Annotated in this window: 23 protein-coding genes and 1 tRNA gene; 7 read left to right on the top strand and 17 right to left on the bottom strand. The window is 71.5% G+C overall.

Going from position 1 to position 24,389, the window contains the following annotated elements:
- Both ACFVZW_RS24865 and ACFVZW_RS24860 read right to left on the bottom strand, forming a co-directional pair.
- Window positions 1-1,613: MMPL family transporter (locus ACFVZW_RS24865; RefSeq protein ID WP_384525145.1), on the bottom strand; the 1,613-nt coding region annotated here is incomplete at its 3' end.
- A gap of 124 nt (window positions 1,614-1,737) precedes the next feature.
- The gene (locus tag ACFVZW_RS24860) at window positions 1,738-2,310 is read right to left on the bottom strand and encodes a TetR/AcrR family transcriptional regulator (RefSeq protein ID WP_384525142.1); all 573 of its coding nucleotides are present in this window, start codon (window positions 2,308-2,310) and stop codon (window positions 1,738-1,740) included.
- A 164-nt stretch (window positions 2,311-2,474) separates the two neighbouring features.
- On the opposite strand from ACFVZW_RS24860, the gene ACFVZW_RS24855 reads away from it, so the two are divergent.
- Window positions 2,475-5,747 (top strand): S41 family peptidase, encoded by a 3,273-nt coding sequence (locus ACFVZW_RS24855; RefSeq protein WP_384525139.1) that lies wholly within the window; start codon window positions 2,475-2,477, stop codon window positions 5,745-5,747.
- Here the strand turns inward: ACFVZW_RS24855 and ACFVZW_RS24850 are convergent.
- The 5 genes from ACFVZW_RS24850 to ACFVZW_RS24830 form a co-directional block, all read right to left on the bottom strand.
- Window positions 5,690-6,208: a GNAT family N-acetyltransferase gene (locus ACFVZW_RS24850; RefSeq protein WP_384525136.1), complete on the bottom strand. Its 519-nt coding sequence runs from the start codon at window positions 6,206-6,208 to the stop codon at window positions 5,690-5,692. The genes ACFVZW_RS24855 and ACFVZW_RS24850 overlap by 58 nt on opposite strands.
- A gap of 125 nt (window positions 6,209-6,333) precedes the next feature.
- A complete protein-coding gene (locus ACFVZW_RS24845) occupies window positions 6,334-6,522 on the bottom strand; it encodes a hypothetical protein (protein ID WP_384525133.1) in 189 nt (62 codons plus the stop codon).
- A 110-nt stretch (window positions 6,523-6,632) separates the two neighbouring features.
- Window positions 6,633-7,523: an SDR family oxidoreductase gene (locus tag ACFVZW_RS24840; protein ID WP_384525131.1), complete on the bottom strand. Its 891-nt coding sequence runs from the start codon at window positions 7,521-7,523 to the stop codon at window positions 6,633-6,635.
- Complete coding sequence (locus ACFVZW_RS24835) at window positions 7,520-8,479, bottom strand: alpha/beta fold hydrolase (RefSeq protein WP_384525128.1); 960 nt, start codon at window positions 8,477-8,479, stop codon at window positions 7,520-7,522. Before ACFVZW_RS24835 ends, ACFVZW_RS24840 begins: the two co-directional genes overlap by 4 nt.
- A complete protein-coding gene (locus ACFVZW_RS24830) occupies window positions 8,476-10,008 on the bottom strand; it encodes a flavin-containing monooxygenase (protein ID WP_384525125.1) in 1,533 nt (510 codons plus the stop codon). The genes ACFVZW_RS24835 and ACFVZW_RS24830 overlap by 4 nt, the downstream gene beginning before the upstream one ends.
- A 199-nt stretch (window positions 10,009-10,207) precedes the next feature.
- Between ACFVZW_RS24830 and ACFVZW_RS24825 the strand changes: the two genes are divergently transcribed.
- Window positions 10,208-10,828, top strand: a complete 621-nt coding sequence (locus ACFVZW_RS24825; protein WP_384525152.1) for a MerR family transcriptional regulator — start codon at window positions 10,208-10,210, stop codon at window positions 10,826-10,828.
- Window positions 10,829-10,865: 37 nt separating this feature from the next.
- Here ACFVZW_RS24825 and ACFVZW_RS24820 read toward each other — a convergent pair whose 3' ends face one another.
- The gene (locus ACFVZW_RS24820; protein ID WP_384525122.1) at window positions 10,866-11,663 is read right to left on the bottom strand and encodes an exodeoxyribonuclease III; all 798 of its coding nucleotides are present in this window, start codon (window positions 11,661-11,663) and stop codon (window positions 10,866-10,868) included.
- Between the two features lie 50 nt (window positions 11,664-11,713).
- On the opposite strand from ACFVZW_RS24820, the gene ACFVZW_RS24815 reads away from it, so the two are divergent.
- The 3 genes from ACFVZW_RS24815 to ACFVZW_RS24805 all read left to right on the top strand — a co-directional run bounded on the left by ACFVZW_RS24815 (window position 11,714) and on the right by ACFVZW_RS24805 (window position 13,792).
- A complete protein-coding gene (locus ACFVZW_RS24815) occupies window positions 11,714-12,208 on the top strand; it encodes a GNAT family N-acetyltransferase (protein WP_384525119.1) in 495 nt (164 codons plus the stop codon).
- 122 nt (window positions 12,209-12,330) lie between these two features.
- Window positions 12,331-13,251 (top strand): peptidase, encoded by a 921-nt coding sequence (locus ACFVZW_RS24810; RefSeq protein WP_329119562.1) that lies wholly within the window; start codon window positions 12,331-12,333, stop codon window positions 13,249-13,251.
- 181 nt (window positions 13,252-13,432) lie between these two features.
- Complete coding sequence (locus ACFVZW_RS24805; RefSeq protein WP_384525116.1) at window positions 13,433-13,792, top strand: hypothetical protein; 360 nt, start codon at window positions 13,433-13,435, stop codon at window positions 13,790-13,792.
- Between the two features lie 66 nt (window positions 13,793-13,858).
- Here ACFVZW_RS24805 and ACFVZW_RS24800 read toward each other — a convergent pair whose 3' ends face one another.
- A complete protein-coding gene (locus ACFVZW_RS24800; protein WP_384525113.1) occupies window positions 13,859-14,581 on the bottom strand; it encodes a DUF4232 domain-containing protein in 723 nt (240 codons plus the stop codon).
- A gap of 229 nt (window positions 14,582-14,810) precedes the next feature.
- On the opposite strand from ACFVZW_RS24800, the gene ACFVZW_RS24795 reads away from it, so the two are divergent.
- On the top strand, window positions 14,811-15,344 hold the full coding sequence (locus tag ACFVZW_RS24795) for a hypothetical protein (RefSeq protein WP_384525110.1): 534 nt from the start codon (window positions 14,811-14,813) through the stop codon (window positions 15,342-15,344).
- A gap of 87 nt (window positions 15,345-15,431) precedes the next feature.
- Here the strand turns inward: ACFVZW_RS24795 and ACFVZW_RS24790 are convergent.
- The 7 genes from ACFVZW_RS24790 to galU all read right to left on the bottom strand — a co-directional run bounded on the left by ACFVZW_RS24790 (window position 15,432) and on the right by galU (window position 20,809).
- Window positions 15,432-15,505, bottom strand: a tRNA-Ala gene (locus tag ACFVZW_RS24790).
- 96 nt (window positions 15,506-15,601) lie between these two features.
- A complete protein-coding gene (gene glpR, locus ACFVZW_RS24785) occupies window positions 15,602-16,663 on the bottom strand; it encodes a gephyrin-like molybdotransferase receptor GlpR (RefSeq protein WP_384525107.1) in 1,062 nt (353 codons plus the stop codon).
- Between the two features lie 142 nt (window positions 16,664-16,805).
- Window positions 16,806-17,429 carry a GNAT family N-acetyltransferase gene (locus tag ACFVZW_RS24780; protein ID WP_384525104.1) on the bottom strand — a complete coding sequence of 208 codons (624 nt, stop codon included), beginning with the start codon at window positions 17,427-17,429 and terminating at the stop codon, window positions 16,806-16,808.
- The gene (locus ACFVZW_RS24775; protein ID WP_384525150.1) at window positions 17,426-17,989 is read right to left on the bottom strand and encodes a molybdenum cofactor biosynthesis protein B; all 564 of its coding nucleotides are present in this window, start codon (window positions 17,987-17,989) and stop codon (window positions 17,426-17,428) included. Before ACFVZW_RS24775 ends, ACFVZW_RS24780 begins: the two co-directional genes overlap by 4 nt.
- Window positions 17,990-18,003: 14 nt before the next feature.
- On the bottom strand, window positions 18,004-18,495 hold the full coding sequence (gene moaC, locus ACFVZW_RS24770; protein ID WP_329119549.1) for a cyclic pyranopterin monophosphate synthase MoaC: 492 nt from the start codon (window positions 18,493-18,495) through the stop codon (window positions 18,004-18,006).
- Between the two features lie 57 nt (window positions 18,496-18,552).
- Window positions 18,553-19,902: a gephyrin-like molybdotransferase Glp gene (gene glp / locus ACFVZW_RS24765; protein WP_384525101.1), complete on the bottom strand. Its 1,350-nt coding sequence runs from the start codon at window positions 19,900-19,902 to the stop codon at window positions 18,553-18,555.
- A gap of 4 nt (window positions 19,903-19,906) precedes the next feature.
- Complete coding sequence (galU, locus tag ACFVZW_RS24760) at window positions 19,907-20,809, bottom strand: UTP--glucose-1-phosphate uridylyltransferase GalU (RefSeq protein ID WP_376442708.1); 903 nt, start codon at window positions 20,807-20,809, stop codon at window positions 19,907-19,909.
- A gap of 55 nt (window positions 20,810-20,864) precedes the next feature.
- Here galU and ACFVZW_RS24755 point away from each other — a divergent pair, with 55 nt between their 5' ends.
- The gene (locus tag ACFVZW_RS24755) at window positions 20,865-21,509 is read left to right on the top strand and encodes a 5-formyltetrahydrofolate cyclo-ligase (protein ID WP_384525097.1); all 645 of its coding nucleotides are present in this window, start codon (window positions 20,865-20,867) and stop codon (window positions 21,507-21,509) included.
- A 6-nt stretch (window positions 21,510-21,515) separates the two neighbouring features.
- Here ACFVZW_RS24755 and ACFVZW_RS24750 read toward each other — a convergent pair whose 3' ends face one another.
- Entirely contained in the window at window positions 21,516-24,269 is a 2,754-nt protein-coding gene (locus ACFVZW_RS24750; protein ID WP_384525094.1) for a penicillin acylase family protein, read from the bottom strand.
- Window positions 24,270-24,389 lie beyond the last annotated feature (120 nt).

Raw genomic sequence — 24,389 nt, 5'->3', positions numbered from 1 at the left:
GCCGCCTTCAGCGGGACCAGGACCGAGCGGAAGACCACCATGAGGAGCAGGAAGGCGAGTCCGACGACGAGTGCCAGATAGGGCACGAGCGCGTCGTTCATCTTCTGCGAGAAGTCGATGTTCATCGCGGTGGCACCGGTGACCAGGACGTTGTCGCCGGTCGTCTCCCGGATGTCGTGCACCAGGTTCTCGGTCTCCACCGAGGAGGGACGGTCCTTCGGGATCACCGTGATCATCGCGGTGTCGCCGGCCTTGTTGGGCGTCGGCGGGGTGACCGCCACGACCCCGTCCAGGCCCTCGATCTTCTTCACGGTGGAGTCGGCCACGGCCTTGTCACCGTCGACGACGACCATCAGCGGCCCGTTGAAACCGGGGCCGAAGCCGTCCGACAGCAGGTCGTAGGCGCGGCGCTCGGTGGCGGAGGCGGGCTTGGCGCCGTCGTCCGGCAGGCCCATCTCCAGCGAGGCGGCGGGCACGGCGACCGCGCCGAGGCCCAGGACGCCGACGAGCAGCACCATGACCGGGCGGCGGATGACGAACCGGGCCCAGCGGGTGCCCATGTTGGGCTTGTCGTCGGGCTTCTTGAGCCCCTTGCGCTCCTTGCGCCCCACGACCTTGCTACCGGCGAAGCCGAGCATGGCCGGGATCAGGGTGAGCGCGATCAGGACCGCGATCACCACCGTGCCGGCGGCGGCGAAGCCCATCTTCGTCAGCATCGGGATGTTGACGACGGCCAGGCCGACCAGGGCGATGACCACGGTCAGACCGGCGAAGACGACGGCCGAGCCGGCCGTGCCGACCGCGCGGCCCGCGGCGTCCTCGCGCTCCCGGCCGTCGGCGAGCTCCGAGCGGTAGCGGGAGACGATGAAGAGCGCGTAGTCGATGCCGACCGCGAGGCCGATCATCATCGCGAGGGTGGAGGTGGTGGAGCCGAGGTCGAGGACGTTCGCGAGCGCCGTGATCGAGGAGACGCCGATGCCGACGCCGATGATCGCGGTCAGCAGCGGCAGCCCGGCGGCGACGAGCGAACCGAAGGTGATGACGAGGACGATGCCGGCGATGACCACACCGACGATCTCGCCCGCGCCGGTCTCGGGCATGGTCTGGAGGGCGTCACCGCCGATCTCGACGGTCAGCCCCTGCCCCTGCGCGTCGTGCCCGGTCTTCTGCAGCGCCTCGCGCGTCGCGTCGCTCAGCTCCATGCCGGAGACCTTGTAGCTGACGGAGACGTAGGCGGTCGAGCCGTCCTTCGAGACCGCCTGGGCGGTGTACGGGTCGGTGACCTGGGCGACCTCGTCGGAGCCGGCCTTCAGCTCGCCGACGACGTCCTGGACCTTGGCCTTGTTGGCCGGGTCGGTCATCTTCTGGCCCTCGGGGGCCTTGAAGACGACGCGGGCGGTGGCCCCGTCGGCGTTGCCGCCGGGGAAGCGCTGCTCAAGGAGGTCGAAGGCCTTCTGGGCCTCGGTGCCGGGAATCGAGAAGGAGCTGGAGGTCGCGGCGGGCGCGGTGGCGGCACCGACCCCGGCGAGCGCGAGGAGCGCCACCCAGAGGAGGGCGACGAGCCGTCGGCGCCGGAAGGCGGAGCGACCCAACTTGTAGAGGAACGTGGCCACGGGGGCGTACTCCCATTTCGTGGTGGGACAGGGCATGGGGAGCCGGCCCGACGGCGTGAGCGGTGCGACGTCAGGTGGTGCGGGTGAGGACGTATCGGTGGTACCGGCCGGGGAGCCGGTGCGGTCAGACGCCGAGTGAGGGGAGCACGACGGCGTTGACGTAGTCGGTGATGAAGGCGTGGTCGATCGGCTGATCCTCGATCAGCGGGCGGGCGACGAACGCCCCGATGATCATGTGCGGGACGAACTTCAGTGCCGGATTGTCGGCGCTGATCTCGCCCCGCTCCACCGCTCGTTCCAGGGTGTCGCGCAGGTTGCTCATCTCGGGTTCGATGAGCAGTTCGCGCAGTGCCTGGTGCAGGTCGGGGTTGGAATGGACCGCCTGGGCGAGGCCCCGCATCAGCGCGGTGTCCTTCTCCATCTGGCAGTCGTCGGTCAGCTCCATGATCGCCTGGAAGTCGCCGCGCAAGCTGCCCGTGTCGATCTCGGCGAGCTTGATGGGCTTGTTGTCGCGCAGCGCCGTGGCGACCAGTTCGGGCTTGCTCCCCCACTGGCGGTAGAGGGTGGCCTTGCTGGAGTGGGTGCGGGCGGCGACGGCGTCCATGGTGAGGGCGTCGTAGCCGACCTCGCGAAGGAGGTCGAGCACGGCTCCGTACAGCTCGGACTCACGCTCTGGTGTGAGCCTGCTGCGTGCCATGACCGGACTCCATCCGAACGAAACGGTTTCGTACACCTCGAAGGTACCCCAGCGCCCAGCGAAACGAAACCGTTTCGTACGTGTCCTGGGCCACAGGCGGCCGCGGGCCCACGCGCACGCCCGTACGAGTTGCCGCACCCCATCAGGGTGGAAAGCATTGGGGGGTGAGTGACGACGTCGCGTATCTCCGCTTCCCGCACCTCCACGACGACCTGCTGTGCTTCGCGGCCGAGGACGACCTCTGGGTCGCGCCCCTCGTCCCCGAGGGGCACCGGCCCGGCCGGGCCTGGCGGGTGACCGTCGACCGGACCCGGGTCGGCCACCCGCGCTTCTCGCCCGACGGGCGCCACCTCGCCTACACGAGCTGGCGCAGCCTCGACCCCGAGATCCACCTCGCACCGGTCGAGGGCGGGCCCGCCCGCCGGCTGACCTACTGGGGCTCGACGGACACCCGGGTCTGCTCGTGGTCCCCGGACGGCGACATCCTCGCCGTCTCCTCGCACGGCCAGCCCTTCTCGTACTTCTCCTGGGCCTACACCGTCGCCACCGACGGCTCCCCCGGCGGCCGGATGCCCTGGGGCCCGGTCTCCGACATCGCCGTGGCCGATCTCGACGGAGAGCGCCGCACGCTCCTGCTCACGGGCAAGCCGCCGCACGAGGCGGCGGCCTGGAAGCGGTACCGGGGCGGCGCCACCGGACGGCTGTGGCTGCACGGGAAGCAGCTGCAGCCGGACCTCGACGGCCAGCTCGACTCCCCGATGTTCGTCAACGGCCGGATCGCCTTCCTCTCCGACCACGAGGGCATCGGCAACCTCTACTCCTGCCTGCCCGACGGCACCGATCTGCGCCGCCACACCGACCACGACGCCTTCTACGCCCGGCACGCCTCCAGCGACGGACGGCGCGTGGTCTACCAGTGCGCCGGCGACCTGTGGATCGTCGACGACCTGACCGCCCCAGGCGCCGCGCCGCGCAAGCTGGACGTGCGGCTCGGCGGCCCGCGCGCCGGCCGCCGCGCCTACCAGGTGCCGGCCGCCAACCACGTCGACGCGATCTCGGTCGACGAGACCGGGCGGGCCAGCGCCGTCTCCGTGCGCGGCAGCCTGTACTGGCTCACCCACCGCGACGGGCCCGCCCGCACGATCACGGACACCCCGGGCGTACGGGTCCGGCTGCCCGAGATGCTGGGCAGCGGCGGCCAGATCGCGTACGTCACGGACGCGGAGGGCGAGGACGCGATCGAGGTCGCCTACCTGCCGCGCGCCAGCGGCGACCGCGAGCCGAGGCGGCTGGCCTCGGGCGAACTCGGACGGGTGGAGGAGATGGTCTCCGACCCGGAGGGCGAACGGCTCGCGATCGCCTCCAACGACGGCCGGCTGCTGCTCATCGACGCGACCGAGGACTCCAACGGGGAGGCCACGGAGCTGATCCGCTCCATCAACGGGCCCGTCCGCGATCTCGCCTTCTCTCCCGACGGGGCCTGGCTGACCTGGGCGCACCCCGGCATCGGGCGCTCGCTGCGCCAGATCAAGATGGCCCGGATCTCCGGACCGGGCGCCCGGACCATCGTCGACGTCACCAACGGCCGCTTCGAGGACGAGAATCCGGTCTTCACCAGCGACGGCCGCTATCTCGCCTTCCTCTCCTGGCGGGGCTTCGACCCGGTGTACGACGTGCACACCGGCGACCTGTCGTTCCCGCTGGGCTGCCGCCCCTATCTCGTACCGCTGTCCTCGGCGACGCCGTCCCCGTTCGCCCTGCTGCCCGACGGACGCCCGGCGGCGGGCGGTCTGGACCCGACCGAGACCGAGCCCGAGGGCGGGGAGGGCACCACGATCGTGGAGGTGGAGGGGCTCCCGGACCGGGTCACGCCCTTCCCCGTCTCCGCCTCCAAGTACTCGGCGCTCCACCCGGTCAGCGGCGGCGGGCTCGTCTGGCTGCGCTGGCCCATCTCGGGCGCGCTCGGCGAGACCTTCGCCAACCCCTCCGACACCACGGGCCGCCCCACCCTGGAGCACTTCAACATCACCAAGGCCCGCAAGACCGAACTCGTCGGCCACCTCGACTGGTTCGCGGTCAGCGGCGACGGCTCACGGCTCGTCGTGGTCGACGAGGGCGATCTGCGGGCGGTGCCGGCGACCGAGCCCGGGGACGGCGACTCGACGGTCTACATGGACCTGCGGCGCATCCTGCACGAGGTCGACCCGGAGGCCGAGTGGCGCGGGGCCTACGACGAGGCCGGCCGGATCGTCCGCGCCTACTTCTGGGACCCGAACATGTGCGGAGTGGACTGGACGGCCGTCCTCGACCAGTACCGCCCCCTGGTCGAACGGATCGCGTCCCCCGACGAGTTCGCCGATCTGCTGCGCGAGGTCATGGGCGAGCTGGGCACCTCGCATGCCTATGTCTCGCCCGCCCGCCGCAACGAGGGCCCGCCGCACTACCAGCGGCCGATGGGCCTGCTGGGCGCCAACCTCGTGCCCCGGGACGGCGGCTGGATGGTCAAGCGGATCCTGCCCGGCGACTCCTCCGACTCCAAGGCGCGCTCACCGCTCGCGGGCACCGGCATCCGCGAGGGCGCGGTCCTCACCCATGTCGACGGCCGCCCGGTGGACCCGGTCACCGGCCCGTACCCCCTGCTGTCCTCCTCGGGCGGCACGACGGTCGAGCTGACCTTCCAGCCGGCGGCGGGCGAGGGCCGCTCGCGCCGGGTGGCGATCGTGCCGCTGATCGACGAGCGGCCGCTGCGCTACCAGGACTGGGTGGCCAAACGGCGCGCGGTCGTACGGGAGGTCAGCGGCGGCAAGTGCGGCTACCTGCACATCCCCGACATGGGCGGCTCCGGCTGGGCCCAGTTCAACCGCGACCTGCGGATGGAGGTCTCCCGGCCGGCCCTCATCGTGGACGTACGCGGCAACGCGGGCGGCCACATCAGCGAGCTGGTCGTGGAGAAGCTCACCCGCAAGATCCTCGGCTGGGACCTGACGAGGAACGCGCAGCCCGTCTCGTACGCCTCGAACGCCCCGCGCGGGCCGGTCGTCGCCCTCGCCGACGAGGCCACCTCCTCGGACGGCGACATGATCACGGCCGCGTTCAAGCTGCTCGGCCTCGGACCGGTCGTCGGACAGCGCACCTGGGGCGGCGTGGTGGGCATGACGGGACGTCACCGACTGGGCGACGGCACACAGATCACGGTCCCGATGAACGCGGCATGGTTCCCCGAGTACGGCTGGTCCGTCGAGAACCACGGCGTGGAACCGGACCTGGCGATCCTGCGCACCCCGCTGGACTGGGCCGAGGGCCGCCACGCGCAGCTCGACGACGCGGTCGAGGTGGCCCTCTCGCTGCTCGCGGAGACCCCGGCGGCGAGCCCGCCCGGCTACGCCGACGTCCCCGACAACTCCCGCCCGAAGCTCCCCCCGAGGTCCAGCGCGTAGGAGGTCCCGGGCTGCCCGTCGAGGACGACGTCCCCGACGGGCACGAACCCCGTCCGTACGAGCACGGCCCTCGATCCGGCGTTGCCGAGGGCCGCGGACGCCGTGAGCCGGTCGAGTCCGTACGCGGTGACGGCCAGCCGGCACAGCTCCCGCACCGACGCCGTGGCCACGCCCCGCCCGGCGGCCTTCTCGGCGACCCGGAACCCGAGGTCGGCCGCCCCCTCCGCCACGTCGACGAGGTTGAACCGCCCCAGGATCTCCCCGCCCTCCCCGACCAGCACGTGGAACCGGATCGCCCCGGTCTCCTGCTCGTCGAGCAGCGCCCGGTGCCGCGCCGCGAACTCCGCGAAGTACGCGTCCCCCCGGTCGGGCACATGGGCGGCGAAGTACGCCCGGTTCTCCCGCTCGAACGCGAGGAGCGCGGGGGCGTGTTCGGCTCGGAGCGGCTGCAGTTCGGTCATGGCCGCACGGTACGGGGCACGGCTGCGGGTCGCACCGGAATTCATCAGGGGTGGGAGGGGGAACGCCGGAAGGTGCACCCGGCGTCCCGGGTGCACCTTCTCGGAGGACATTCAGCGGACGGCCGTCAGGCGTCGTAGTCCATGTCCAGGCGGTCCTGGTCCTGCTGCTGGGCCCGGCGCTGCTCCTCCTCGGAGGGGCGGCCCTTGGCCTGGGAGGCCCGCTCGGACGCCTCTTCGCGCGCGTTGCCCATCTTCTTCTTCGCCTGCTCCGCGGCCTGCCTCGCCTTGTCCTTGAACTGGTCTTGCTTGCCCATGAAGGTTCACTCCTAGACGGGTGTGAGGGGAACGGGGCGACTCGCCCCGTTGGGCCTCGACCAGCGTGGCACGGCGGAACATTCCGCGCATTTCGATCGGATACTCCCCGTCACCGCGGCGAGGTGTGGCCCGTGCGCGCCTGCTCGTCGGCCGCCCCACCGGCCCCCACGAGGCCCTTGGAGACTCCGGCGAGACGCGGCTCGAAACGCTTCATCTCGCGCTGCCCGACCGTGGCGATGACCCCCGGCAGATAGCCGCGGACCGACTGCATCCCGCGCAGCCACCATTGGGCGTACACGTGCGCCGAGCGCCGCTCGATGCCCGCCACGATCCGGTCCACGGCCGGGCCCAGCGGATAGGTGCGGTTGGACGGCCAGGGCAGCCGCTGCCGCAGCTCCTTCATCACGTCGTCCTGGTCGGCGCCCCGGACCATGTCGGTGTCGGTCCACGACAGATAGCCGACGCCGACCTTCACCCCCTTGTAGCCGACCTCGGCGCGCAGACTGTGCGCGAACGCCTCGACGCCCGACTTCGAGGCGCAGTACGCCGTCATCATCGGCGCCGGCGTGATGGCCGCGAGCGAGGCGATCTGCAGGAAGTAGCCGCGGGACTCCATCAGGACGGGCAGGAACGCCCGGCCGGTCACGGCTCCGCCGATCAGGTTGACCTCGATGACCCGCCGCCAGGCGTCCGGGTCGGAGTCCACGAACGGACCGCCCGACGCGACACCCGCGTTGGCGACGACGATGTCGACCTTGCCGAAGCGCTCCTTGACCTCGGCCGCCACCCGGGCCATCGCCTCGTGGTCGGTGACGTCCGCGTGCCACCAGTCGGCCTCGGTGTGCAGCCGGCCGGCGACCTGCTTCAGCTCCTCCGGCTCCAGGCCGACCAGCGCGATGCGCGCGCCGCGCGCGGAGAGCTTGCGGGCGAGGAGTTCACCGACACCGCGGGCCGCTCCGGTGACGACCGCGACCTGCCCTTCCAGGCTGACCCTGCTCATGCGTCCTCCTTCTGCTTCTGCGTCTGCTCCTGCTCGACGGGCATGGGCACGACGTACGTGGTCACGAGGTCCCTGATGCGCGCGGTGACCACCTCCGGGGCCTCGACCGGCGTCATGTGGCCCATCCCCGCCAGTTCGTCGAGCCCCACGCACTGCGGCAGCGCGGCGACCATGGCGCGGGAGTGCACGGGCGGGGTGAGCCGGTCGGCCGTACCGACGAGCACGGCCACGGGCAGCTCCAACTCCCGTACGCCCGCTTCGAGATCGAGCTCCGCGAGCACGTGCGACCAGGCCACCCGGGAGAGCCGCGGGCAGGCGTGCACGATCCGGGCGCAGGCGTCGACCCGCTCCGGCGCCGAACCCGGGCCCATCGTGGCGTACCGGAGGATCTTCTTCGACACGGGCGTGACCGGTCCGAGCGGTGCCCTCGCTCCCAGGATCGCCCTGGTCAGCCGGGTCCGCAGCCCGCCCGGCCGCAGGGGCACGACGAGGGATTCGACCGCGAGCCGGGACGGGCCCGTGGAGCAGAGCAGCGCGGCGGCGGCGTGCTCCCTGAAGGCGGGCCGCGCGGCGGCCGCCATGATCGTCATGCCGCCCATGGAGTGCCCGGCCAGGACCGCCTTCTCGCCGGGGGCGAGCGTGGCGGCGAGGACCGCTTCGAGGTCGTCGGCGAGCGCCCGCGTGGAGTGGCCGGCGGCGTCGGCCGGGGCGGGGCTGCGGCCGTGGCCGCGCTGGTCGTAGGCGATGACCCGGTGGTCGCGGGCGAGGTCGCGGATCTGCTCGGCCCAGAAGGCGATGGAGCAGGTCCAGCCGTGGGCCAGGACCACGGCCGGGGCGCCCTCGGAGCCGTGGACCTCGACGTGGACACGGGCGCCGTCGGCGGAGACGGCGATCACCTCGCGCGGATGCGGGAGCGGGGTGGTGCGGGACGTACCGGATCGGGTCAGGCGGCTCACTTCACGGTCTCCTTCTTGCGGGCGGGGCGCTTCGCCGGGGCGGGCTCGGCCTCGGCGACGGCCGGCCGCAGCACCTCGTACTCCGCGAGGTCGACCTGTCGCGTCTCGCGCCGGAACTCGGCTGTCGTGCCCGGCCACAGCGTGGTGTTGCGGCCGTTGGCGTCCAGGTACCAGCTGTCGCAGCCGCCCGACTTCCACACGGTCCGCTCCATCCGGTCCTGCACCTTGCGGTTCCAGGCGCCGACCGCGGACGGCCGGGCGGCGAGGGCGGCGCGCCCTCCGAGCACGTTCAACTGGCGCAGGTAGTCGGCCATGTAGTTCAGCTGGGACTCGATCATCAGGATCATGGAGGAGTTCCCGAGGCCCGTGTTGGGCCCGATGATCGTCATCCAGTTGGGGAAGCCGTCGACCGTCGCACCGCGCAGCGACTGCACCCCGTCCTTCCACGCCTCGGCGAGGGTGGAGCCGTCCGCGCCGACGACCCGCTCGGCGATCGGCATGTCGGTGACGTGGAACCCCGTACCGAAGACGATCGCGTCGACCTCGGTCTCGCTGCCGTCGGCCGCGACGACGGTCGAGCCCCGGACCTCGCGCAGCCCGGAGGCGACGACGTCGACATTGGGCTGGGCGAGCGCCGGGTAGTACGCGTTGGAGAGCAGGATGCGCTTGCAGCCGATGCGGTACGAGGGGGTCAGCTTGGCCCGCAGCGCCGGGTCCTTGATCGCCTTGGCCATGTTGGCCTTGGCGAGCGACTCGACGAGCCCCAGCTCGCCCGGGCGCTTGGTGAACGCGCTGACCTGGAGTTCGCGGATGCCCCAGAGCAGCCCGCGGCGCGCGGTCCCGGTGAAGGGGAGCGTGCGGTGGAGCCAGCGCTCGGCGCCGGTGATGGCGCGGTCCATGCGCGGCATGACCCACGGCGGGGTGCGCTGGAAGAGCGTCAGCTTCCCGACCTGCGGCTGGATCGCGGGCACGATCTGGATCGCGGAGGCGCCGGTGCCGACCATGGCGACGCGCTTGCCGGTGAGGTCGTAGTCGTGGTCCCACCGCGCGGAGTGGAAGACCTTGCCGGGGAAGTCGGCCAGGCCCGGGATGTCGGGGATCTTCGGGTCGGAGAGCGGCCCGGTCGCGGAGACGATCACATCGGCGGTGAGGGGGCCCTGGTTGGTCTCGATGTGCCAGCGCAGCTCCTCGGCGTCCCAGCGCATCAGCGACACCTCGTGGTTCAGCCGCAGATGCGGGCGGAGCCGGAAGGTGTCGGTGACGTGCTCCAGATACGCGCGGATGTGGCGCTGCCCGGAGAAGGTGCGGGGCCAGTCGGGGTTGGGCGCGAAGGAGAAGGAGTAGAGATGGGACGGCACGTCGCAGGCGCAGCCCGGATAGCTGTTGTCGCGCCAGGTGCCGCCCACGGAGTCGGCCCGCTCCAGGACGACGAAGTCGGTGATCCCCTCGCGGCGCAGCCGGACGGCGGCCCCGAGTCCGCCGAACCCCGATCCGATCACCGCCACTCGTACGTGCTCGTGCTTCGCCATGCCGCCTCCCGTGCGCCCGGCCAAGATTCCGCCAGCGATCACTGGCACAGTCGGGACTGTAGAGCAGCGCCATACCGAGCGGTAGGGGTTCGGCGCGGGAAAGTTACCGGCGGTACAACATAGGCTGGCGGGCGTGGCAGAACGATCGGATCAGGTGACGGACCAGGCGGGTCGGACCGCCGGCATACGCGAGTACCGGATGGACGAACTCGCGGCGGCGGCCGGCATCACCGTGCGCACCCTGCGCTTCTACCGCGAGCGCGGACTGATCGCACCGCCCCGCCGCGAGGGCCGCATCGCCTGGTACGACGACCACCACCTGGCCAAGCTCCGGACGATCGCGGCCCTGCTCGAACGCGGCCACACCCTCAACGGCATCGCCGACCTCAACACCGCCTTCGAGAGCGGCAAGGACGTCAGCGAGGTCCTCGGCCTCGGCGAACCCACCGAGGAGGAGCCGATCCGGCTCACCCCGCAGGAACTGGCCGACTACTTCGCCGGCGAGGTCACCCCGGAGAACCTGCTGGCCGCCCTCGACCTCGGATACCTCGCCACCGACGGCGACGCGATCGTCCACATCAGCCGCCGGCTGCTCGACGTCTCCGCGGCCCTGGTGAAGGAGGGCGTCCCGCTCTCCGCGGTCCTGGAGGCGGGCCGCGCGGTACGTGCACACGCGGACGCGCTGGCCGGGCTCTTCACCGACCTGCTGCGCGAGCACACGGACGAGAAGGACGTCCAGCGGCTGCGTCCGCTCGCGAAGAGCGTGGTGGAGGCGGAACTCTCGATGGCCATGGACCGCCGGCTGCGCGAGCCCTCGTAGGCGAAGGGGGCGCACCGGACGCCCCCTCCCCTCACCCCTACAGCTCGTAGACCGCCGTCACGGGCGCGTGGTCACTCCAGCGCTCGGCGTGCGTGGCGGCCCGCTCGACGTACGCCTTGACGGCCTTGGCGGCCAGGCCCGGGGTCGCGACCTGGTAGTCGATGCGCCAGCCGCTGTCGTTGTCGAAGGCGCGCCCGCGGTACGACCACCACGAGTACGGCCCGTCCTGCTCCGGATGGAGGGCGCGGACGACGTCGACGTACTCCGCCTCGTCGAAGACGCGGCTCAGCCAGGCCCGCTCCTCGGGCAGGAAGCCCGAGTTCTTCTGGTTGGTCTTCCAGTTCTTGAGGTCGGCCTCGCGGTGCGCGATGTTCCAGTCCCCGCAGACGACGACCTCACGGCCGTCGGCGGCGGAGCGCTCCTTGAGCTCCTTCAGATACGGCAGGAACTCGTCCATGAAGCGGACCTTCTCGTCCTGCCGCTCGGTGCCGACCTCACCGGAGGGCAGGTAGAGGCTGGCGACGGTGACACCGGGCAGGTCCGCCTCGATGTACCGGCCACTGCCGTCGAACTCGCTCGATCCGAAGCCGACCCGCACCCGGTCGGGCTCCCGCCGGGTGTAGAGGGAGACACCCGCACGCCCCTTGGCGGCGGCGGGCGCGTGCGCGGTGAACCAGCCCTCGGGCGCCCGGACCTCGTCCGGGAGCTGGGATTCCTCGGCGCGCACCTCCTGCAGGCAGACGGCGTCGGCGGAGGTGCCGGCGAGCCACTCCACGAAGCCCTTCTTGGCGGCGGCACGGAGGCCATTGACATTGACGGACGTCACAGTGAGCATCCAGGGAGAATACCGACCGAGCGACCGCGCATAGATGTACGATGCTCCGCATGAACATACGGCCTACCCCCTACGACCACCCTGACGCCGTCAAACTCAACGACGCCGTCCAGCTGGAGTACGTCGCCCGCTACGGCGACGAGGGCGATGCCACACCGCTGGACGCCGGGATGTTCGTACCGCCGCTCGGCCTCTACCTCCTCGCGTACGACTCCGAGGACCGCCCCGTCGCGACCGGCGGCTGGCGCACCCAGGACGAGAACGACGAGGGCTACTCGGACGGCGACGCCGAGCTCAAGCGGATGTACGTGGCCCCCGAGGCGCGCGGTCTGGGTCTGGCCCGCCGCATCCTGGCGGCCCTCGAAGCGGACGCGCGGGCGGCGGGCCGGACCCGCATGGTCCTGGAGACCGGCACGGCGCAGCCGGAGGCGATCGCGCTGTACACCAGCAGCGGCTACGAGCCGTGCGCGAAGTTCGGCCACTACCGGGAGTACGAGAACAGCCGCTGCTTCGCGAAGTCCCTGGTCGCGAGCGACGAGGACTGACGCCTCCGAGCCGATTTACTGACGCGCCCCTGACAATTCATCCCAGTATCTGGCACGCTTCCTCACGCACGTCGATCCGCACCGTTCTCATCCCCCACCTGCCTCGGCAGAAGGAGACATGCGTGAGACGCCATCGCACAGTCGCTGCTGTCCTGTTGTCGGTCGGAGCGCTGCTGACCGGAGCCCTGACCGCGACCTCGGCGCAAGCGGCGGAGAAGCCCGCCTTCTGGACCGCCGAGCGGATGCGCTCGGCGACCCCGCTGGACCTCGAGGTCGCCCCCGGAGCGCTCAAGTCCCTCAAGCAGGTCGCCCGCTCGTCCGCCCCGACGACGATCGCCCCGACCTCCGTCGCCCCGACGGCCTTCCCGCAGCCGGGCGGCCCCTGGACGGGCGGCGGCGCGGTCGTGAAGACCTCGGGCCGGGTCTTCTTCACCTTCCAGGGCCGTACGGCCTCCTGTTCCGGCAACGCGGTCACCAGCCAGAACCAGAGCACGGTCATCACGGCCGGCCACTGCGTGAAGTACCAGGGCAGCTGGCACACGAACTGGGTGTTCGTCCCGGCCTACGACAACGGCAACGCCCCGTACGGCCAGTGGGCGGCGACGAAGACGCTGACGACCCCTCAGTGGGAGGCGAGCGAGGACATCAACTACGACGTCGGCGCGGCGGTCGTGGCCCCGCTGAACGGCCAGAAGCTGACGTCGGTCACCGGCGCCCAGGGCATCCAGTTCAACGGCGGCTACAACAAGCCGATGTACGCCTTCGGCTTCCCGGCCGCCTCTCCCTACGACGGCTCGAAGCTGATCCACTGCGCGGGGAACTCCTCGAAGGACTTCCTCTTCTCCCAGGACCACAGCCTCGGCTGCAACATGACGGGCGGCTCCAGCGGCGGCCCCTGGTTCTCCGGCTTCAGCGAGGCCACGGGCACGGGCCTCCAGGTCTCGGTGAACAGCTTCGGCTACACCTTCCTGCCCAACCGCATGTTCGGCCCGTACTTCGGCAACGACGCGAAGGCCCTGTACGACCGGGCGCAGGCGTCCTGACGTCTCTCCCGACACCCCTGCCGCGGCCCCCCGGCGCACTCCTCCGCCGGGGGCCGCGGACCCTCACTTGTGTGACGAGATGGGATTGGGTGCATTCGGGTGGTAAGCGGCGGCAACCGCAACTGACCGCGGCCCGGCCGTAGTCCTCGTCGGCAGTGGCAGGACAACCGAGGAGGAACCCATGACTGCACTCCAGTCTTTCACCGCGGCCCCGACCGTAACGGCGGACCTCGACCCCTACCGCTTCCCTGCCGCGTTCCTCGACGACCTTGATGACCTTCCCGAGGAGACGGACACCCGGACGTACATGGCGCACGGCTTCCTGGAGACCGGCGACTACCCGCTGCCGGCGCCCGTGGCGAGCACGCGTCTCTCCGTGGCGCTCGATCCGGCGGACCGGCGTCGGCTGGATCTGCATGCCGCGCTCACCACGGCGGGCATCGCCCCGCTGCCGGGCGACCTCGACGCGATCGAGGCGCTGTGCACGCTCGACGACTTCACCCACATCGCGCTCCAGCGGTGGATCACCCGCACCGCGTGACGACGGTGAGGGTGGCCGCGGCGATGCGGCCACCCTCACCCCCGGACGCGGGAGAGCGCGGAGGGATCAGAACTCGTCGGCGCCGTTGCGCAGCTCGTGCGTCCAGTAGCCGGTCCTGGCGACCGCGTCGTCGACGGCGATGCCGCCGGCGGGCGCCTTGACCACCTTGCCGCCCTCGGCCGGGCCGTCCTTGGCGAAGAGGTTCACGTTGAACGAGGTCACGGCGCGGTTCTGCTCGTCGACACCGCCGTTGTTGACGCGCACGGCGGCGTAGGCGGGAGCGCCGGCGGACAGGACGACGGACGTGCCCGGCTTGCTCTTGGGTACGGACGGAACGTCCTTGGCCGTCTGGATGTCGCCGAACGCGATCAGCGGGTACTGCAGCAGGGTGCAGGAGCGGCCCGAGACGTTCGTGGCGGTCAGGGTGATGTGCGTGGTGGGTACGCCGTCCTGCTTGACCGCGGAGATCTTCACGTCGTTGACGGTGCAGGCCGGGGTCCTGCCGTCGTTCTTCTTCTTGGTGCCGGTCTGCGCGGCGGGCGTCGCCGGGCCCGACGCGTCCCCGCCGGAGGTGCCGGCGCTCCCGGCGGCCCCGCCGGTGCTCGTCCGGCCGTCCTGGCCGGTGGCGTTCTCCGTGGCGCCGGTGCCGGGCGTGACCGGGGAGACGGACGCGGCGGCCTTCTTCCCCTTCGCACCGGCGTCGTCCGCCCCGCCGCAGGCGGTGAGTGCGAGGGCGAGTGCGGCGGTGGTGGCGGCAAGGACGGTGGTGCGGGTGCGGAAGGTACGCATGTGAACTCCCCGTAGGTGGTGGCCGACCGCCTCGTCCGGCGGCCTGGTCCACACCCTGCCGCCGCGTCCGCCACGACCACCAGCTCCCACCGCCGGTACGGGACGCTGGGACGTTCCACCCCATCTGACCTGCGGGAACGCGCCAACCAAGAACGCGGGATGGAACGTTGGACCGCCTCGCACCGGCTACCAGGGGCCGGCTGTCAGCGGGTGCGTCTACGGTTCAGTCGTGCCGAACTCCTACACGACGCTGTGGACCAACGATCTGTGCCGGTTCCTCGAGCGATCCGGCTACGCCGGCCTGCGCCTGACGATGCTGTTCGGCGGCCCGCACCAGTCGCTGCCCAGCTTCGAGCGGGCAGGTGTGAAGCCCGGTGACACGATCCATCCCGTCCGGGCCTTCCGCACCCGCCTGCATGTGCTGGGCGCCATGGAGGTGTCGCGGATCATCCCGTACGAGGACGCGGGGGCGGAGCTCGACGACGAGGACTACGCGAAGCTGCTGGACTGGCGGGCGCTGAAGGCGGGCGGCGGCGTCACCGAGGTGCTGCTCGGGCCGCCCGGTTCCCCCCTCGCGTTCGACACGGTCGTCCCCGCCGATCTGCTGGCGCGGCTGACGTTCACGTCCCGCCGGGGCGAGCGCAGGCTGAAGCACGTCGAGGACGGGCGGCTGATGAGGTCGGCGGGCGTCCAGGGCATCTACCGGCTCGCCGCCGACTCCGCCGCCGAGCTCCGGGAGCTCGTCCTGGACCGCACTCGGTGATTCCCGCGCGTCGGCGGAGACGTCGTCCCCGGAAACGACGAGATCCCGCCCGATCTTTCGATCGGACGGGATCTCGTCCTGCGCTTGTGGACCTGTGGGGATTTGAACCCCAGACCCCCTCGATGCGAACGAGGTGCGCTACCAGACTGCGCCACAGGCCCTTGCGACGTGTGAAACATTAGCATCCCGATCGGGGTGCAAGGAAATCCGTTCCCCCGCAGGTCAGCCGAGGGGCCTGACGGCCCCCCGGCCGGGAGTCATTCGTTGGCGGCGCGGGGGCGGTCGTCGTCCGCGTACTGGTCGAAGAGCGGGGTGCGTCCGTGGTCGCGCTGGCGGCGCGGCTGGTTCGTGCGCTGGCGCGGGGCGGGCGCCGGGGCGGGGGACGGTGCCGGGGCGGGGTCCGCCGCCGTGGACGAGCGCGCCGAGCTCCAGGTCTCCGGGTCCGTGATGTCGACGCCGCTCGTCGCCCGCGGGGCGACCGGGGCGGTCACGTACGTGGGGAGCGGGACCGGGACCGGGTCCCAGCTGTCGCCGCGGGCCGGACCGCGCTCGCGCTGCTGGTCCACCCACTCCGCGTGGTCCGTCTGCTCGACGAGCGCGCGGCGGCCGGCCTCCTGCGGGGAGACCGAGGGTGCCGGTTCGGGTTCCGGGCGGGCGGGCTCCTCGCCGGCCTCCGGCGCGGGCTGCCGGCGCGGGGGCCGGCTCTCGCGCAGGCGCGCCGCCGCGGCCTCGGCGCGGCGGCGGTCCATCACGTACACGAAGCGCCGGCGTTCCGTCGTGCGCAGATGCACGATGTACGCGCTCAGCAGCACCGCGGGGACCGCCGGGGCCCACAGGAACGCGAGGCCGCCGACCGCGGCGACGACCGCGCCGAGGGTGAAGGCGAGGAAGAGGACGACCGTGGTGCGCCGGCGCCTGGCGAGGACCTTGCCGCGGCGGGCGCGCTCGGCGGCCGCCTTGGAGGGCCTTCGCGCGGCGGCGGGTGCCGGGGCGGGAGCCGGTTCCGGGACCTCCAGGCGGGCTTCCGTCCTGGCCGCGGGCGCGGAGAAGGCCCGGACGTCGACCGAGCTGAGATGCTCCGTCTCGACGTCCGGGTCCACGTCGGGCTCCGCTTCGTCCGCCCTACGGTCCCGGCCCTTCAGCTCCTTGGCGTATCGGCGCTCCATCCCCGCCCGTCCGGACAGCAGCCGGATGGCGGTGCTGAAGCGTTCCGTCGGACGGGCCTCGTTGAGCTCGTCCTGCCTGCGGAGCCACATCGGTACCAAGTAGGCGGCCCAGGCCCCGACGATGACTGCGTAGATGAGGCCGCTGCTGCTCACGCTTCACACCGTAGAGGGGTTCCGTTACGGGCATCGGCCAATTGGCCCGGTGTGTCGCACGATCTGGCTGATATCACTGAACTTTTTTGTGATTGTTCAGATCGATTGAGGATCAACTGCTGATTGAATTCGAACACTTATTTCATTGGGCGGGGTGGGAGGGACGTGCCTGGTGCCAGCGGCGCAGCAGCCCCTCGGGTACCTCCTCGGCGGTGAGCGCGAAGACGAGATGGTCCCGCCACGCCCCGTCGATGTGGAGGTAGCGCGGCCGGAGCCCTTCCTCCCGGAATCCCAATTTCTCCACGACCCGTCGCGAGGGGCCGTTCTCGGGCCGAATGCAGACTTCCATCCGGTGCAGTCCGACCGAACGGAAGCAATGGTCCACGGCGAGCGCGACCGCCGTCGGCATGACGCCGCGTCCGGCCACCGCGCTGTCCACCCAGTAGCCGACATGGCCCGAGCACATCGAGCCCCAGGTGATCCCGGCCACGGTCAACTGACCGACGAGCTCGCCCCGGTACTCGATCACGAACGGCAGCATCCGGCCGGCGTTCGCCTCGGCCCGCAGATGGCGGACCATCTGCCGGTACGTAGGACGCTGCGCGACCGGACCGCCCGGGGCAGGAGGCGGAACCGTCGCCTCCCACGGACGCAGCCAGTCGCGGTTGCGCCGGTTGACCTCACGCCAGACCCGCTGGTCACGCATCTTTATCGGGCGGAGCACGACGTCTCCGTCGGAGAGGACCACGGGCCAGGACGGGATCATGACGGTCTCGGGTGGTCGCCGCCGCGGACCTGGTCGACCGCATGCCGCAGGAGCGCTTCCAGTACGGCGATGCCGTCGCGGACCCCGCCCGAGGAACCCGGCAGGTTCACGATCACGGTCCCGCGCGCGACACCGGCGAGACCCCGGGAGAGCGCCGCGGTCGGCACCTTCTCCCGCCCGTACGCGCGGATCGCCTCGGGGATGCCGGGGATCTCGTGGTCGAGGACCCGGCGGGTGACCTCGGGCGTCCTGTCGGTCGGCGAGATGCCGGTGCCGCCGGTGGTGAGGATGACGTCGTACCCGGCCTCGACCCCGGCCCGGAGCGCGGCCTCGACCGGCGCGCCGTCCGGGACGACCTGCGGGCCGTCCACGGCGAAGCCCATGCGGGCCAGCCCTTCGGCGAGCAGCGGGCCGCCCTTGTCCTCGTAGACGCCGGCCGCCGCCCGGTTGGAGGCGGTGACGACGAGGGCGGAGTACGGGGCGGTGAGGGCGCCGCCGAGGTCCGTGCCCGCCGCCGGGGCGTCGTGGGCGTGACCCTCGTGTTCGTGCGCCCCGGTCACCCGGCCGCCGCGCGTCACGACTCGGCCCCTTCCCGGGTCCAGTCGCCCGACTTGCCGCCCGTCTTCTCCTCCACCCGTACGTCGGAGATGACCGCGCCCTTGTCGACCGCCTTGATCATGTCGACGACCGTCAGCGCGGCCACCGAGACCGCCGTCAGGGCCTCCATCTCCACGCCCGTGCGGTCCGTGGTCTTCACGGTCGCCAGGATCTCCACCGCGTCGTCCGCGACCGTGAGGTCGAGCGTGACGCCCGAGACGGCCAGCGGGTGGCAGAGCGGAATGAGGTCGGGGGTCTTCTTCGCGCCCATGATCCCGGCGATCCGGGCGGTGGCGAGCGCGTCGCCCTTCGGTACGCCCTCGCCCCGAAGCAGCTCGATCACGCGCGGCGAGACGAGGACGCGGCCGCTGGCGCGTGCGGTCCGCGCGGTGACGTCCTTCGCGGAGACGTCGACCATGCGGGCCGCACCCGCCTCGTCGATGTGGGTGAGTCCTTGCTGCGTGCTCATGGCCGTGACACTCCCGGTCGCTGTGTGGGACGCCACGGTACCGCCACCAGGGCCTCCTCAGCCGAGGAGGACCACGTCCAGCTCCTGCCCCGGCTCCACGGCCGTGGCCTCTTCAGGGACGACGAGCAGGGAGTTCGCATGCGCGAGCGCCGCGATCAGATGGGAGCCCGCTCCGCCCACAGGAGTGACGGTGCCGGACTCGGCGTCGTACGTCCCGCGCAGGAACTGTCGACGGCCGGCCGGGGACGAGAGCGCCTTGTCGGCCTTGAGCACGGCGCGGACCCGGGGACGGTGCAGATCGCCGAGGCCCATCAGGGCCCGGATCGCGGGCCGCACGAAGATCTCGAAGGAGACGTACGAGGAGACCGGGTTGCCCGGCAGGGCGAGCAGCGGGGTGTGCTCGGGGCCGATCGTCCCGAAGCCCTGCGGCTTGCCCGGCTGCATGGCCAGCTTGCGGAAGTCGACCCGTCCGTCGGCGGTCAGCGTCTCCTTGACCACGTCGTACGCGCCGACGCTGACGCCGCCCGTGGTGACGAGGAGGTCGGCGCGGATCAGCTGGTCCTCGATGGTGGCCCGGAGCGTCTCGGCGTCGTCGGTGACGGCGCCGACCCGGTAGGCGATGGCGCCGGCGTCCCGCGCGGCGGCGGCCAGCGCGAAGCTGTTGGAGTCGTAGATCTGGCCCTCGGCCAACTCCTCGCCGGGCTGGACCAGTTCGCTGCCGGTGGAGAGCACGACGACGCGCGGACGCGGCCGGACCCGCACCGTGGCGCGGCCGATCGCGGCGAGCAGCCCGATCTGGGGCGGCCCGAGGACCGTCCCGGCCTCCAGGGCCAGGTCACCGGCCTGGACGTCGCTGCCCCGTGCGCGGACGTGCGCACGGGCCTCGGCGGGCCGGTGGACCCGGACCTCGCCGCCGGCGCCCTCGGGGGCCGCGCTCGCGGCGCGCATCCCGCTCGCCGCGCCCTCGCCCGTGCCGCCGTCGGTCCACTCGACCGGGACGACGGCCTCGGCGCCGGGCGGCAGCGGGGCGCCCGTCATGATCCGGGCGGCCTCGCCGGGGCCGACGACGGGCAGGCCGTCGGCGCCGGCGGCCACGTCGCCGATGACGGTCAGGACGGCCGGGAACTCCTCGGTGGCACCGGCCACATCGGCGACCCGGACCGCGTAACCGTCCATGGAGCTGTTGTCGAACGGGGGCAGCGCGACCGGCACCGTGACGTCCTCGACGAGGACACAGCCCTGGGCCTCCGGCAGTTGCAGCTCGATGGGTTCGAGCGGGGAGACGGCCGCCAGGATGTCGTCGAGGTGCTCGTCCACCGACCACAGGTCGCGGGAGGGACCCGCGCAGGGGTCGGCGGACGGAACGCCGGCCGGATCGCCGGCCTCCGGTGCCGCGCTGCTGCTCACGTGGCTACATCTCCTCGGTGACGTAACTGCGAAGCCAGGTCCGGAAGTCCGGGCCCAGGTCATCACGTTCGCACGCGAGTCTGACAATGGCACGGAGATAGTCCCCGCGGTCACCGGTGTCATAGCGCCGGCCCTTGAAGACCACACCGTGGACCGGGCCGCCGATCTTCTCGTCCTTGGCGAGCTTCTGCAGGGCGTCGGTCAGCTGGATCTCGCCGCCGCGGCCCGGCTCGGTCTCGCGGATTATCCCGAAGACGGCGGGGTCCAGGACGTAGCGGCCGATGATCGCGTAGTTGCTGGGCGCCTCGGCCGGAGACGGCTTCTCGACGAGGTCCGTCACCTTCACGACGTCCGAGTCGATCGTCGCCTCGACGGCGGCGCAGCCGTAGAGGTGGATCTGGGAGGGCTCGACCTCCATCAGCGCGATCACGCTGCCGCCCTCCCGCTCCTGGATCTCCACCATCCGGGAGAGCAGCGGGTCGCGCGGGTCGATCAGGTCGTCGCCGAGCAGCACGGCGAAGGGCTGGTCGCCGACGTGCGGGGCCGCGCAGAGCACGGCGTGCCCGAGACCGCGCGGGTCTCCCTGGCGCACGTAGTGCATGGTCGCGAGGTCGTTGGACTCCTGCACCTTGGAGAGGCGCTCCGCGTCCCCCTTGCGGGTCAGCGCCTCCTCCAGCTCATAGTTCCGGTCGAAGTGGTCCTCCAGGGGACGCTTGTTACGACCGGTGATCATGAGGACGTCGGAGAGGCCGGCGGTGACCGCCTCCTCGACGACGTACTGGATCGCGGGCTTGTCGACGACCGGGAGCATCTCCTTCGGCGTGGCCTTGGTGGCCGGAAGGAAGCGCGTGCCGAGACCGGCGGCCGGGATGACAGCCTTGCTGATCCTGGTGGGGGACTGAGTCATGGGCGCATGATAGCTGTTCGATATGAGAGGAAGATGGGCCTCCCATTGGCTTCCCATGGGTAAAGAGGGATACGAGAGGTTCGTGACATCACGTGAGTTCCCTGTGACGGGCGATACGTCCGAAAAGGCCGCCCTGCGTCGCCGCCTGCTCGCCGCCCGCGCCCGGCTGACCCCTCATGATGCCGAATCCACCGGGGAGCTGTTCGCCCGGGGTGCGCGAGAACTGGCCGAGTCGGCGGGGGCGTCGACCGTCGCCGCCTACGTGTCGGTCGGCCGCGAGCCGGGCACGCGCGCGTTGCTCGACGTACTGCGCGAGCGGGGCGTCCGGGTCCTGCTGCCGGTGCTGCTGCCCGACAACGACCTGGACTGGGCCGCGTACGAAGGCGCGGAGAGCCTGGCGAAAGCGGGCCGGGGCCTGCTGGAGCCGACGGGGCCGCGGCTGGGTCCGGAGGCGGTGTGCGAGGCGGACGTGGTGCTGCTGCCCGGGCTCGCGGTCGACGAGCGCGGGATGCGCCTGGGCCGGGGCGGCGGCTCGTACGACCGCGTGCTCGCCCGGCTCGCGCGGGCGGACGCCCATCCGTCCCTGGTGGTCCTCCTCTACGCGAACGAGGTGGTCGCCCGGGTCCCTGAGGAACCGCACGACCACCCCGTGCACGCGGTGGTGACCCCCGAGGGGGTCAGGCGCTTCGAGCGCCCCTGAGGCCTTCTACGGCTTGAGGACCAGCGTCTCCTTCGTCGAGGCGTCGACCGCCGCCTTGCCGAAGGACCAGTCGAGCAGCTCGCCCTTGGCCCATGCGTCGGTCTGGTCGGTGTAGTGCGAGTGGTACGCGTGCCCCGAGGCGCCGGACAGGTTGATCCAGCGCGACCTGTCCCAGTCGCCGACGTTGACGACCATCCGCATCGACGGGACCCAGACGACGTCGTAGCCGCCGGCCGCGTTCCAGCCGGTCGCGTTCACGGCCGCCTCGCCTCCGCCGAGGTTCCAGGGGCCGCGGTTGAGCAGCGACTGGACGAAGCCCGGTCCCGCGGTGCCGAGGGTCTGGTTCTTCAGGGTCAGCTGGTGCAGCCGGCCCCAGCTCCAGGTGGAGACGTCCTTGCCGAGCTTGGCGGTCAGCTCCCAGCGCGCGTCCTCCATGGCGCGGGCGAGCAGCTGGTCACGGTTCTCGGTGGCCTGGTCGGTGCGGTTGGCCTCGGTCTTCCACCAGTCGCTGTTCTCCTGCTTGAGGAGCGGGCGGACCACCTCGTACCAGCGGTCGCCGCCGTCCGGCTGCGCGGTGTCGCCGTCGCGCTCACCGCACTCCCGTACCCGCTTGTTCTGCTCGTCGACCGGGAGGCCGGTGGAGTCGGCCGGGCGGACGTTGATGCAGTCGCCCTCGGCCCGCAGCTCCTTGGGCAGCTTGTCGCCGAAGGCGAGCTTGAGGACGTTGCGCCAGACCGCGTTGAAGTACGCGGCGGCGGCCGAGTCGGGCTCCTGGGTGTAGTCCCAGCCCTCCAGCAGCTTCTGCGCCTCGCGGACGTAGGGGTCCGAGACGTCGATCTTCAGCAGGAGCGGGTTGAGGAGGGTCGCGATCTCGCTGCGGTTGTCCATCTGCATGGTCCGCATGTCGTCCGGCGAGATCTTGCCGCCGTCCTTGGTCTTCGACTCGATGAGGTCGTCGATCCGCTGGCTGCGCGAGCCGTAGCCCCAGTCCTCCGTAAGGAGGTGGGGGTACTTGTCGGCGTCGACGACGGCCTGGTTGGCGGTGACGATGTAGCCGCGGTCGGGGTTCTCCTCGTACGGCAGCTCGTCGTACGGGATGTAGTCCTTCCACCGGTACGAGGAGTCCCAGCCGGGCGCGGGCACGGTGCCGTTGTGGCCCTTGGCGCGGACCGGGATCTTGCCGGGCGCCTGGTAGCCGATGTTCTCGGCGTCGGCGTAGATCAGGTTCTGGGAGGGGACCTCGAAGTGCTCGGCCGCGGCGCGGAACTGCTTGAAGTTCTTGGCGCGGTTGAGTTCGAAGATCGCGTCCATGGACCTGCCGGGCTCCAGGGCCGTCCACCGGAGGGAGACGGCGTAGCCGGTGCCCCGGTCCGGGGCGGCGTTGCCGACGGGCGCCTTCTGGCCGACCTTCTCCAGGTCCGAGGAGCGGTCGGAGACGAGCGGGCCGTTGCCGGTCGCGCGGATCGTGATCTTCCGGCTGCCGCCGCCCGCGATCTTGATGACCTCGTCGCGGGTCGCGAACGGCTTGACCTTGCCGTCGACGAGGTAGCCCGCGTCCCCGACCTTCTCCAGGTAGAGGTCGGTGACGTCGGCGCCGAGGTTGGTGAGGCCCCACGCGATGGTGTCGTTGTGGCCGATGATCACGCCGGGCGTACCGGAGAAGGTGTAGCCGGCGACGTCGTAGCGGCAGGTCGCCGAGACGGAGCGGCAGTGCAGGCCCATCTGGTACCAGAGGGACGGCAGCATCGGCGCGAGGTGCGGGTCGTTGGCGAGCAGCGGCTTGCCGGAGGTCGTGTACTTCCCGGAGACGACCCAGGAGTTCGAGCCGATGCCGTTGCCGTTGGGGCCGAGCAGCGCGGGGATCTCGTCGAGCGCGTCGGAGAGCGCGCCGAGCTGGGACTGCATCCCCTCCAGGGCGCCGTCCGCGCTGCCGTTCGCGGAGCCGTTGGTGCCGGTGCCTTCGGTGGAACCCTGGGCGCCGGTGCCGGTGGTCGCGTCGTCGGCGTCGTTGCTGCCGCCGCCCTTGCCCGCGCCCTCGACGATCGGCTGGTGCAGGTCGTACGGGTACTGCGGGTACAGCTCCTTGATCTGCGCGGCGCTCAGCCGGCTCGTCATCAGGGAGCGGTCGATCTCGTCCTGCATGTTGCCGCGCAGGTCCCAGGCCATCGCCTTGAGCCAGGCCACCGAGTCGACGGGGGTCCAGGGCTCGATCTCGTAGTCGTTGGTGAACGCCAGTGCCGCGTACTCGACCGAGATGTCCGAGGGGTCCCGGTCCTTGAGATAGGCGTTGACGCCCTCGGCGTAGGCCTGGAGATTCTTCTTCGTCTCCGCAGACAGGACCTTGTCGTACTCCTGCTGGGCGACCTGCCGCCAGCCCAGCGTGCGCAGGAAGGCGTCGGTGTCGACCTGGTCCTTGCCGAACATCTCGGACAGCCGGCCCGACGTCATGTGACGGCGGACGTCCATCTCGTAGAAGCGGTCCTGGGCCTGGACGAAGCCCTGGGCGCGGAAGAGGTCGGCTTCGGTGTCCGCGTAGATCTGCGGAACCCCGTAGGCGTCGCGCTTGACCTCGACCGGGCCGGAGAGCTTGTCGAGCCGGAGCTCGCCCGTGGTCTGCGGGAACGAGGCCCGGACAGTGCTGACGCCCCAGTACCCGCCGTAGCCGACGCCCGCCACCAGAGCGAGGACCAGGACGAGGACGATCAGGCGGGCACGTCGCCCCTTCTTCTTGGCGGGAGGCGCGGTCGTGTTGGAGGGCATCTCTGTCCTTCGAGGGGCAGGGTGGTCCTGGAGTACGGGAGCAACCTTAGGCGCAGCGTCCGGGCGGCCCGGACGGGGTGCCGATAAGCGGACCGCACGAATGATCGAGGAGGGAACAGG

Origin of the sequence: Streptomyces sp. NPDC059567, assembly GCF_042735655.1 — a bacterium.
Classification (GTDB): Bacteria; Actinomycetota; Actinomycetes; order Streptomycetales; family Streptomycetaceae; genus Streptomyces.
The sequence above is the reverse complement of the archived record's forward strand: the minus strand, read 5'-3'. Positions and strand labels throughout refer to the sequence as shown.

What these genes read in the sequence shown, in the direction of transcription:
- galU (WP_376442708.1), bottom strand. Translation starts at nt 20,809, where the DNA reads ATGACTCAGTCCCCCACCAGGATCAGCAAGGCTGTCATCCCGGCCGCC.
- ACFVZW_RS24830 (WP_384525125.1), bottom strand. Translation starts at nt 10,008, where the DNA reads ATGGCGAAGCACGAGCACGTACGAGTGGCGGTGATCGGATCGGGGTTC.
- ACFVZW_RS24755 (WP_384525097.1), top strand. Translation starts at nt 20,865, where the DNA reads ATGGGTAAAGAGGGATACGAGAGGTTCGTGACATCACGTGAGTTCCCT.
- ACFVZW_RS24850 (WP_384525136.1), bottom strand. Translation starts at nt 6,208, where the DNA reads ATGACCGAACTGCAGCCGCTCCGAGCCGAACACGCCCCCGCGCTCCTC.
- ACFVZW_RS24750 (WP_384525094.1), bottom strand. Translation starts at nt 24,269, where the DNA reads ATGCCCTCCAACACGACCGCGCCTCCCGCCAAGAAGAAGGGGCGACGT.
- moaC (WP_329119549.1), bottom strand. Translation starts at nt 18,495, where the DNA reads ATGAGCACGCAGCAAGGACTCACCCACATCGACGAGGCGGGTGCGGCC.
- ACFVZW_RS24840 (WP_384525131.1), bottom strand. Translation starts at nt 7,523, where the DNA reads ATGAGCAGGGTCAGCCTGGAAGGGCAGGTCGCGGTCGTCACCGGAGCG.
- ACFVZW_RS24815 (WP_384525119.1), top strand. Translation starts at nt 11,714, where the DNA reads ATGAACATACGGCCTACCCCCTACGACCACCCTGACGCCGTCAAACTC.
- ACFVZW_RS24860 (WP_384525142.1), bottom strand. Translation starts at nt 2,310, where the DNA reads ATGGCACGCAGCAGGCTCACACCAGAGCGTGAGTCCGAGCTGTACGGA.
- ACFVZW_RS24820 (WP_384525122.1), bottom strand. Translation starts at nt 11,663, where the DNA reads ATGCTCACTGTGACGTCCGTCAATGTCAATGGCCTCCGTGCCGCCGCC.
- ACFVZW_RS24845 (WP_384525133.1), bottom strand. Translation starts at nt 6,522, where the DNA reads ATGGGCAAGCAAGACCAGTTCAAGGACAAGGCGAGGCAGGCCGCGGAG.
- ACFVZW_RS24805 (WP_384525116.1), top strand. Translation starts at nt 13,433, where the DNA reads ATGACTGCACTCCAGTCTTTCACCGCGGCCCCGACCGTAACGGCGGAC.
- ACFVZW_RS24780 (WP_384525104.1), bottom strand. Translation starts at nt 17,429, where the DNA reads ATGATCCCGTCCTGGCCCGTGGTCCTCTCCGACGGAGACGTCGTGCTC.
- ACFVZW_RS24800 (WP_384525113.1), bottom strand. Translation starts at nt 14,581, where the DNA reads ATGCGTACCTTCCGCACCCGCACCACCGTCCTTGCCGCCACCACCGCC.
- ACFVZW_RS24825 (WP_384525152.1), top strand. Translation starts at nt 10,208, where the DNA reads ATGGACGAACTCGCGGCGGCGGCCGGCATCACCGTGCGCACCCTGCGC.